Origin of the sequence: uncultured Desulfovibrio sp. (assembly GCF_944324525.1) — a bacterium.
Taxonomy (GTDB): domain Bacteria; phylum Desulfobacterota; class Desulfovibrionia; order Desulfovibrionales; family Desulfovibrionaceae; genus Desulfovibrio.
Genome location: NZ_CALUWS010000072.1, coordinates 1 through 8,501, shown reverse-complemented (window position 1 = coordinate 8,501; position 8,501 = coordinate 1). Strand labels below are relative to the sequence as shown.

The following is an 8,501-nucleotide window of genomic DNA, read 5'->3' as shown; positions in this document are numbered from 1 at the left end:
CGGCGTTCGCTTTCTGCAACCGCCCGGCGCGAGAAGCGTTTATGGACTCTTTCCCGACAAAGGTCAAGAAGTTTTTTCAACTTTTTTCTTTTTCTTTTTTTGTTTCATGATCTCAACATGTTGAAAGGAGGTTTTCTTGACGCCTCCTCAACGCCCAACCTCCTTTTCTCACGATCTTACCGGGGAATGCGCCGCGCGCTGGCCTGCTTTCGTTGTCGCGCCGTCCAGAAAAGAGGCTTGAGACGCCGGGCCCAACCGCTCGTAAGCTTGACGAACTGGCCCACGAGAAAGGCCGAGAGCACCGTGCCCTCGCGCAGCCCGACGATCTCGCCCAGGACAGCGAGCGCCAGTGCGGCCGCGCTGATGACCAGGGTGATATCAAAGAGGATCTTGATATTGGCAAACATCTTCCGGGTCTTGTAGGCGATGGCGATGACCATGCCCTCCCCCGGCAGGACGGTGGCATTGCAGACGATCTCCAGACTGATCCCCAGCCCGAGGACGGCCGAACCCGCAACGCACATGAAGACTTGCCAGATGTAGTTGTCGGCTATGAGCGGCGCCGTCGCCCACATCCAGAAGTCGATGAAGATGCCGAACACCAGCACAGCGGGCAGCTGCATCATCTGGACGATGCCGAACTGCCTGCCCAGAAGCATCTTCTGGATGACCAGGAAGATGATGTTGCTCAGGAAGGTAAAAGCCCCCAGACTGAGCGGCAGCATAAAGGTCAGAGCATAAGGCAGACTGGTGATGGGCGAGGTGCCCAGGTGCGCATTGGTGATCAGTGCCACTCCCAAGGCGCAGACGAACAGGGCCACGCACAGGCCCCCGTAGCGTTTGGCGATTTCCTTTTTCGTTTTCATCCCCTCAACGTACGCCGGTGGCAAGACATTTGCAAGCGGAGGGGAAAAAGCCTCACCTTCTCCCACGCTGACGCCGCGGGAACCTCCCTGGCGTGACCAACGGGTGGTATGGGGACGCCTCCTGCGCCCAACCACGCGCACGACAGTGTCCACCCTCGCAGAAAAGAGGCGCACGGCGGGGTCAGTTCATGAGCAGACCGAGGTGCTTGTAGGCTTTGGCCGTGGCAATGCGGCCGCGCGGGCTGCGCTTGAGGAAACCGCACTGGATGAGGTAGGGCTCGTAGATGTCCTCGATGGTCCGCACTTCTTCCGAGCAGGCGACGGCCAGCGTCTTGATGCCCACGGGGCCGCCGTCATAGTGACGGATGATCACTTCCAGCAGGCGTCTGTCCATCTGGTCGAGCCCCAACGGGTCCACGTCCATGCGCTGCATGGCCTCGGCGGCCTGCGGCCCGGTGATGGTCCCGTGCCCGTGGACGAGCGCGAAGTCCCGCACGCGCCGCAGCAGACGGTTGGCGATGCGGGGAGTGCCGCGCGAGCGGCGGCCGATCTCTTCCGCGCCGTCAGGGCTGATGGCCACGCCGAGGATGCGTGCCGTGCGCGTGACGATGCGGGCAAGGTCCTGTGGCGTATAGTATTCCAGGCGGGCGACGATGCCGAAGCGGTCACGCAGCGGGGAGGAGATGAGCCCCATGCGTGTCGTTGCCCCCACCAGCGTAAAGGGCTCCAGATCGATCTTGACGGTGCGGGCGGCCGGGCCCTGACCGATGACGAGGTCCAGCTTGAAATCCTCCATCGCCGGATAGAGGACTTCCTCCACGGCGATGGGCATGCGGTGGATCTCGTCCACGAACAGGATGTCGTTACGCGAGAGGTTGGTAAGGATGGCCGCCAGATCGCCGCTGCGCTCCAGCACCGGCCCGGAGGTGCAGACCAGATTGACCCCCAGCTCCGAGGCCATGATCTGGGCCAGCGTCGTCTTGCCGAGACCAGGATTCCCGAAAAAGATGGTATGATCGAGCGCCCTGCCCCGCTCACGGGCGGCATCCAGATAGACGCGGAGATTGGCGCGCAGCTCATCCTGTCCGATGAAGTCCGCCAGCGAGTGCGGACGAACGCTCTCTTCCAGCGCGCTCGCCTCGGAAATGCCCGCCTCGTCGGGAAGATGAAAAGAATCCTGTGCCATCGGCATATCAGTATACTACTCTTTCAGTTATGACGGTCGTTGCCTTGCGCATGCGCCGCTTGACACCACGGCGGAATATTCAGGGCCTTCGGCCTATGCCTTGCCCCGCGCCAGCGCCTTGAGCGCGGCGCGCAGCGCGCCGGATACGTCAAGGTCGGGCTCCGCATGCAGGATATCCCTGACCAGCGTCGCGCACTCCTCTTCGCCATAGCCAAGATTCCCCAGTCCGTCCAGCACGTCCCGAAAGACCGAGCCCGGCCGGACGCCGCCGGAAAGCACGGCCGCCTGCGGCGCATCCTCCACCTTGAGCTTGTATTTCAGCTCAAGAAAAACATGCTCCGCCGTCTTCTTGCCGATGCCGGACACCCGCGTCAGGGCCTGCACGTCATCTTCCAGCACGATACGGCGCAGATCGTCGGGGCGGAAGATGGACAGGATGGCCAGCGCCGTACGCGCGCCCACCTTGGAGATGGACAACAGCACCTCGAACGTCTGCCGCTCCTCAAAGGTGGCGAAACCGTAGAGCTCCTGCGCATCCTCGCGTACCACCAGCGAGGTGTAGAGCGCCAAGGGCTCCCCGCGCCCCGGCAGGGCCGACAGGGTGTGCGACGGCAGGGCCACCTCATAGCCCACCCCACCCTTGGTCACCAGCAGGCAGCAACTGCCCCAGACCTCGGCCTGCAATCCTTCCAGATAGGCGATCATATTCCTCTCCTTCACTCCGGCGGCATCCGCCCGCTTCCGGAAGGACACGCGCCCATGCGGCTTCCTTATGAACGCGGCCAAATCTCCCGCTTATTTTTGAGGGGAAGCCCCCTCGCTCTGCTGTCGATGCCCGTAAGGCTCCTGCGGCAGCCAGTGCGGGCTAACACAAATTTTACAAAAATTTCAATAAATAAAACAAGTACGCTGTACACACTCCGCTTGCCTTTGGGGATGGGCTCGCCTCGTCCCCCGTATCTTCCCTGGCAAAAGCGCGCTGGGGAAGGGATGGGGGGCTTGGGGGGAAGGGGAACCCCTCTCGCGCTGGCAGCGACCCGACGGGCGGCCGGAGGCCGTGCCTGTTAGGCCGTAAGGCCTTACAGGCATCGACAGCAGAGCGAGGGGTTCCCCTTCCCCCCATAAAAAACACAGTCTTACTGTGCCGCCACTTACCCGCCGATGCCTTGCATGCTCTTGAGAGCCACAGCCGCGCCCTGCCGCGCGCGCAGGATGTCCGCTCCCAGAGGTTTATGGCGGCAAGCGGCCTGCACCATGCGCGCCAGATCCGCATCGGCAAGGCGGGGATGGCGCAGGGCGGGCCGCAGCGCGTACTCCCGGTCGGCGAACAGACAGGTCCGCAGGCGGCCGTCGCTGGTCAGCCGCAGGCGGTTGCAGGCATGACAGAAATGATTGCTCAGCGGCGTGATGAAGCCCAGCCGTCCCTTGCCGCCCGGCAGGGAGAACATGCGGGCCGGGCCGGCGCTCTCCGCTCCGCTCTCGGCGGGGATGAGCTCCGTGCAGGCCCGCGCCGCGGCCAACATGGCCTCGGCAGGCCAGAAATAGTCTTCGCTCCAGAGCGTATCGCCGCCCATGGGCATGAATTCGATGAAACGCACATCGACGGGGAGCGTGCGCGCGGCATGGACAAAGTCCGCCATCTGCCCGTCATTGATGGTCCGCAGGCCGACGGCGTTGATCTTGACGCCGATCCCCGCCGCCAGCAGCGCATCCAGCGCTTCCAGCACGACGGGCAGCATGTCCCGTCCGGTGACGCCGGCAAAGGTCTGCCGGTCGAAGCTGTCCAGAGAAAGATTGACGGCGCTGACCCGCGCGGCCCGCAGAGCATCGAGATGCTGCGCGAGAAGGCTCCCGTTGGAGGTCACCCGCAGGTCCAGATCCGGGAAGCGCCGCCGCAGCATGACGAGGAAATCGCCACAGCCCTTGCGGGCAAAGGGCTCTCCCCCCGTCAGCCGAACCTTGCGCACGCCCAGCCCGTACATGATGCCCACCATGCGCGCCATTTCCTCATAGCGCAGGATATGCGGATGCGGGATGAAGTTGTGACGGGCGTTGCTGTGACAATAGAGACAGCGGAAATTGCAGCGGTCCGTGACGGAAAGACGCAAATAGCGCACCACGCGACCGCGACCGTCGGCAAGGCCGCTCATGCCGCGCCTCCCTGCCGGCAGTTGCCAAGACGGCATTTTCGATTTACAGAAGCGGCCATGAAACACCTGCTCATCGGGGCCATCGTGCCCGTATATTGCTTGTTGGCCGCCCAGCCGGCGGCGGCCTGGGACGGCTTTGAAGCCGATTCGACGGAACTGGTGGAGATCATTCCCGATGCCCTGCCTGTTGAAGGCGAGAACGTGGACGTCCGCGACTATACCACCGACCAGACGACCACCTGCCTCGTCAAATCCGTCACCCGCAACAGCCGCACCGTTGAGGTGGTCGTCCGTACCCCGGAAGGGGGGACGCGCACCCTCGTCATGGAAGGCCGCTGATCCGCCCTGTCGTCCCGTCCGGCGCGGCCAGCGGTCTCGCCGCCATGCACGACGTATCTCCGTCGCGCACCGGCGTCTGTCCCGTCCGTTCGGCGGAGCCTGTCGGAGCGCCCGCGGCAGGCGGGACAGCCGTCACGCCATATTCAGCTCTTGCCCGGCTCGTGTCCCGGCAGCACCACGCTCATGCTTTCGGCCTGTCCCTGTCCCTTGGGACAATTGTCCTGCAGGTGGCAGATCTCGCAGCCGCCCTTGAAGGGATAATGGGTCACCAGCGCAAAGCGGCGGTTGAGCGTGGGCTGACCTTCCTTATATTCCAGCCCCAGCCCGGCCAGCGCCTCGCGCAGGGCTTCCGTGGGGCGCGGGGCGGGCGCACAGCCGGCGTCCTCCACCTGCGGCAGGAGCTGCTGCACGGCGGCCATGCAGAGGAACTGGGCCAGATTGTTGTCCTGCCAGCCTTCGGAAGGCGACTTTTCCCAGGTGGCGTCCACGGCCTGCTCGATGCTTTCCGGCAGCCAGACGACCAGATAGGAGATCTTGCCGGTCGTCACTTCCACCACCCGCAGCTCCTTCATCCACTCGCCCCAGAGTTTCACCAGACGTTCCAGCACGGCGCCGCCGAGCCGGGTCTCCTGGCTGAGGGTCATGAACCCTTCCATATCGAAATACGGGGTAATGCTGTGTTCCTTGATGACGGCTTCGCTCACGGCGGCTCCTTGTGGTTGACGATGCTTTTTCCGGGATATTGTATTCACCGCTGGCCCAGCGTCAAGGGAAAAGCGCGACGGCGGCTTTACTTCGCGTGAGCTCTTCTTTACCATTTATCCGTTCCACCAGCCAAGGAGATCCCATGAGCAACGATCATCCCGAAAAAATCCGCTATACCTACAAGATGAATCCTGAAGCGCGTCTGCAGACCGCGCATGGCGTCTGGGGCGGCATCAATCATCAGGGCGAACTGGAACTGAATTTCTACCACGAGAGCAACGCCCTGCCGGAAACCACCGAGTGCCTTGTGGCGCCGGACGGCTCCGTGGGGCCGGAGATGCTCTCCGATGCGGATATGGAAGTGCAGCGCATCACCCGCCAGATCCATTCGCGCGTCCTGCTGAACTACGATACGGCGCGCGTGCTGCTGGAATGGCTGGAAGAGCGCATCTCCTACCTTGAGATGGAGGAAGGCGAAGGGCCGGGCTTTTTCGGCGGCAACCGCTCTTCCGGGCTGGAGCAGTAAGCGGGCATGAAAGAACGCAGCTATCACATCATCACCTTCGGTTGTCAGATGAACGTGCACGACTCCCAGTGGCTGGGGCGTGCGCTGGAAGCGCGCGGCTTTGCGCCCGCGCCGCTGGAAGAGGCGCAGGTGGTGGTGGTCAATACCTGTTCCGTCCGGGAAAAACCCGAGCTCAAGCTCATGAGCACGCTTGGCCGCATCCGGCAGGTCACCGGCAACTCGCCGCGGGTCCTGGTGGGCGTGACGGGCTGCGTGGCCCAGCAGCTCGGCGATGCCCTGTTCCGGCAGCGGCAGGTGCGCCTCGTGGCCGGCAGCGACGGCATCAGCGGCGCTCCCGCCGCCATCGAACGCCTGCTGGACGATCCCGCCCTGCGGCTCTCCCTGCTGGACTTCACTAGTCATTACGAGGAGCGCGAGCCGGGGGCCCCGCTGCCGCGCGCCGCGGCGGGCCATGTCAACATCATGCAGGGCTGCGACAATTTCTGCGCCTACTGCATCGTCCCCTATACCCGGGGACGGCAGAAGTCCCGCGCCACGGCGGCCATCCTTGAGGACTGCCGCGCCCTGCTGGATTCCGGGGCCGCCGACATCACCCTGCTGGGGCAGAACGTCAACGCCTTCGGGCAGGACAAGAGCGGCGACGGCACGAGCTTCCGGGCCCTGCTGGATCAGGTGAACGCCCTGCCCGGCCTGGCGCGCCTGCACTACGTGACGCCGCACCCCAAGGACATGGGCCCTGAGGACGTGGCGGCCTTCGGGGAGCTGGACCATCTCTGCCCCCGCCTGCACCTGCCGTTGCAGGCCGGTTCGGACAGAGTGCTCGCCCGCATGGGCCGCAAATACGATGCCGCCCGCTTTCTCCGGCTGGTGGAGGAACTGCGCCGCGCCCGCCCGGACATCGCCCTGTCCACGGACCTCATCGTCGGCTTTCCCGGCGAGAGCGAGGAAGATTTCCAGGCCACGCTGGACATGATGCGGGCCTGCGGCTTCATGGCCAGCTTTTCCTTCTGCTATTCCGACCGACCCGGCACACGCGCCAGCCGCTTTCTGGACAAAATCGCTCCGGACGTGCAGCAGGACCGTCTTCTCCGCCTGCAGGCCCTGCAGGACGAACTCGGCAATGCCTGGCTGGCCGCGCGCGTCGGACAGGAAGCCGATGTCCTGCTGGAAGGCCGCAGCCCGCGCGATGCGGCCGACGGATGCGGCGAAAGCTGGCAGGGACGCGATGCCTACGGGGCCCTCGTGCATGCCCCGCTGCCCGCGGGCGATCACCTGGGACGCATGGTGCGCGTCCGCATCGAGCATGCCCACCGGCACAGTCTTGTGGGCGCCGTCAGCGAGGAGAGCTCATGCTAGAGATGCGCGTTACCGGTCTGGGGCTCGATGCCGCCAGCAAGACGCCCGTCGTCTATCTTCGGCAGGTGGACGGCGAGGCGCGGCTGTCCATCCTCGTGGGGGCTATGGAAGCTCTTTCCATCTCCCTCATGCTCAACGGCGAACAGCTCCCCCGCCCCCTGACCCATGACCTGTTGCTCATGTGCCTCAAGGCCATGGGCGCACGCCTCGGCGGCGTGGAGATCTGCGACATGCGCGACGGCCTGTACCTCGCCGCCCTCAACCTCCGGCTGGCGGACAAGGCCATCCGTCTGGACTGCCGCCCGTCGGACGCCGTGGCGCTGGCGCTGCGGGCCCAGGCCCCCATTTTCGTCAGAAGCTCCCTGCTCACTCAGGGCAGGGAGGACGCCGCACAGACCGGCGCCGCCGCCACCACTCCGCGCGAAAGCGCCCAGCGGCCCGACGCCGCCTCGGACATGGCCCGGCAGGCCGAGGCCCGGCGCAAGGCGGACGTCCTGAACGGCATGCTGTTGCGCGGACGCGATCTGCCCCATGCCGACCCCGACGTGGAGCGCCGTTACCGGGAGCTGCTGCGGGTGCTCGAACCCGTCACTTCCCAGAAGATGTAGCCCGGCAAGCCCGGCCTAAAGCTTTGATTTTCCCCTCCGATAGGGAGCTTAACGGATGGGAAGATCATGCTGGACTATCGCCGCTTCAAGGAAATAAACGATCTCTTTGCCGCCGGTCAGCCGGAAAAGGCCCGGCATCTGCTCATGGAGCTGCAATCGCGCTGCATCGCCCTGCGCGATGAGATGGAACGCCTCAAGGTGCAGATCCGCACCCTGGAGGATGTGCTCTACCTCTCCAAGAATCTCAGTCGCGAAAACGGCTTTTACTGGCTGCAGACGCCCGGCGTCCGGCAGGGGCCGTTCTGTCCGCAATGCTACGACACGGTCGGCGCGCTCATCCGTCTCGAAAAAACGGCCTGTGCCCTCAGCTGCCCTTACTGCGGGCAGCGCCATGCCCTGCCGCAGCCGGCCGGCGCGCATACCGGCAATGACCGTATGGCCCGCATCATCCCCTTCAGCCGTTAGGGCCTGTTAACACTACTCGCTGCTTGTTTGGGGGGAAGGGGAACCCCTCCGCCGGCGCGAGAGGGGTTCCCCTTCCCCCCAATCCCCCCATCCCTTCCCCAGCGCGCTTTTATCAGGGGAAAAAGCAGGAACGAGGGGCGTATCGCCCGTCAGGGCAGGCGGAACATGCACATCTGATTTTCTGTATATATTCACATAATTAGCAAAATTTGCGTTAACAGGCCCTAGGGTCAGGACTCATTATTTCCATACGCTTCAAAAAAGAGTAGGTATGGAGACGGAGGTTACCATGTCTACTCT

At 64.2% G+C, this 8,501-nt stretch carries 10 protein-coding genes; 5 read left to right on the top strand and 5 right to left on the bottom strand.

From position 1 onward, the window contains the following. Nucleotides 1-176: 176 nt before the first annotated feature. The 4 genes from Q0K12_RS11920 to moaA form a co-directional block, all read right to left on the bottom strand. A complete protein-coding gene (locus Q0K12_RS11920; RefSeq protein ID WP_297263192.1) occupies nt 177-866 on the bottom strand; it encodes a DUF6198 family protein in 690 nt (229 codons plus the stop codon). A gap of 181 nt (nt 867-1,047) precedes the next feature. Continuing rightward, nucleotides 1,048-2,052: a Holliday junction branch migration DNA helicase RuvB gene (gene ruvB / locus Q0K12_RS11915; protein WP_297263191.1), complete on the bottom strand. Its 1,005-nt coding sequence runs from the start codon at nt 2,050-2,052 to the stop codon at nt 1,048-1,050. A gap of 93 nt (nt 2,053-2,145) precedes the next feature. Further along, nucleotides 2,146-2,757, bottom strand: a complete 612-nt coding sequence (gene ruvA / locus Q0K12_RS11910) for a Holliday junction branch migration protein RuvA (RefSeq protein ID WP_297263190.1) — start codon at nt 2,755-2,757, stop codon at nt 2,146-2,148. A gap of 446 nt (nt 2,758-3,203) precedes the next feature. Continuing rightward, nucleotides 3,204-4,202: a GTP 3',8-cyclase MoaA gene (gene moaA, locus Q0K12_RS11905; RefSeq protein ID WP_297263189.1), complete on the bottom strand. Its 999-nt coding sequence runs from the start codon at nt 4,200-4,202 to the stop codon at nt 3,204-3,206. 57 nt (nt 4,203-4,259) lie between these two features. Between moaA and Q0K12_RS11900 the strand changes: the two genes are divergently transcribed. Next, on the top strand, nt 4,260-4,541 hold the full coding sequence (locus tag Q0K12_RS11900) for a DUF5334 family protein (protein ID WP_297263188.1): 282 nt from the start codon (nt 4,260-4,262) through the stop codon (nt 4,539-4,541). 143 nt (nt 4,542-4,684) lie between these two features. Here Q0K12_RS11900 and Q0K12_RS11895 read toward each other — a convergent pair whose 3' ends face one another. Further along, entirely contained in the window at nt 4,685-5,245 is a 561-nt protein-coding gene (locus Q0K12_RS11895) for a hypothetical protein (protein ID WP_297263187.1), read from the bottom strand. Nucleotides 5,246-5,388: 143 nt separating this feature from the next. Here Q0K12_RS11895 and Q0K12_RS11890 point away from each other — a divergent pair, with 143 nt between their 5' ends. From Q0K12_RS11890 to Q0K12_RS11875, 4 genes are all read left to right on the top strand, one after another. After that, nucleotides 5,389-5,772, top strand: a complete 384-nt coding sequence (locus Q0K12_RS11890) for a hypothetical protein (RefSeq protein WP_297227887.1) — start codon at nt 5,389-5,391, stop codon at nt 5,770-5,772. Nucleotides 5,773-5,778: 6 nt separating this feature from the next. After that, nucleotides 5,779-7,128, top strand: coding sequence for a tRNA (N6-isopentenyl adenosine(37)-C2)-methylthiotransferase MiaB (miaB, locus tag Q0K12_RS11885; RefSeq protein WP_297263186.1), 1,350 nt, complete (start codon nt 5,779-5,781; stop codon nt 7,126-7,128). Then, complete coding sequence (locus tag Q0K12_RS11880; RefSeq protein ID WP_297263185.1) at nt 7,122-7,736, top strand: bifunctional nuclease family protein; 615 nt, start codon at nt 7,122-7,124, stop codon at nt 7,734-7,736. The genes miaB and Q0K12_RS11880 overlap by 7 nt, the downstream gene beginning before the upstream one ends. A 66-nt stretch (nt 7,737-7,802) precedes the next feature. Then, nucleotides 7,803-8,201, top strand: coding sequence for a hypothetical protein (locus tag Q0K12_RS11875; protein ID WP_297263184.1), 399 nt, complete (start codon nt 7,803-7,805; stop codon nt 8,199-8,201). Nucleotides 8,202-8,501 lie beyond the last annotated feature (300 nt).

Bases quoted from the DNA above. Each gene is read 5' to 3' on its own strand.
- Q0K12_RS11920 (WP_297263192.1), bottom strand. From the start codon at position 866: ATGAAAACGAAAAAGGAAATCGCCAAACGCTACGGGGGCCTGTGCGTG.
- ruvB (WP_297263191.1), bottom strand. From the start codon at position 2,052: ATGGCACAGGATTCTTTTCATCTTCCCGACGAGGCGGGCATTTCCGAG.
- ruvA (WP_297263190.1), bottom strand. From the start codon at position 2,757: ATGATCGCCTATCTGGAAGGATTGCAGGCCGAGGTCTGGGGCAGTTGC.
- moaA (WP_297263189.1), bottom strand. From the start codon at position 4,202: ATGAGCGGCCTTGCCGACGGTCGCGGTCGCGTGGTGCGCTATTTGCGT.
- Q0K12_RS11900 (WP_297263188.1), top strand. From the start codon at position 4,260: ATGAAACACCTGCTCATCGGGGCCATCGTGCCCGTATATTGCTTGTTG.
- Q0K12_RS11890 (WP_297227887.1), top strand. From the start codon at position 5,389: ATGAGCAACGATCATCCCGAAAAAATCCGCTATACCTACAAGATGAAT.
- miaB (WP_297263186.1), top strand. From the start codon at position 5,779: ATGAAAGAACGCAGCTATCACATCATCACCTTCGGTTGTCAGATGAAC.
- Q0K12_RS11880 (WP_297263185.1), top strand. From the start codon at position 7,122: ATGCTAGAGATGCGCGTTACCGGTCTGGGGCTCGATGCCGCCAGCAAG.
- Q0K12_RS11875 (WP_297263184.1), top strand. From the start codon at position 7,803: ATGCTGGACTATCGCCGCTTCAAGGAAATAAACGATCTCTTTGCCGCC.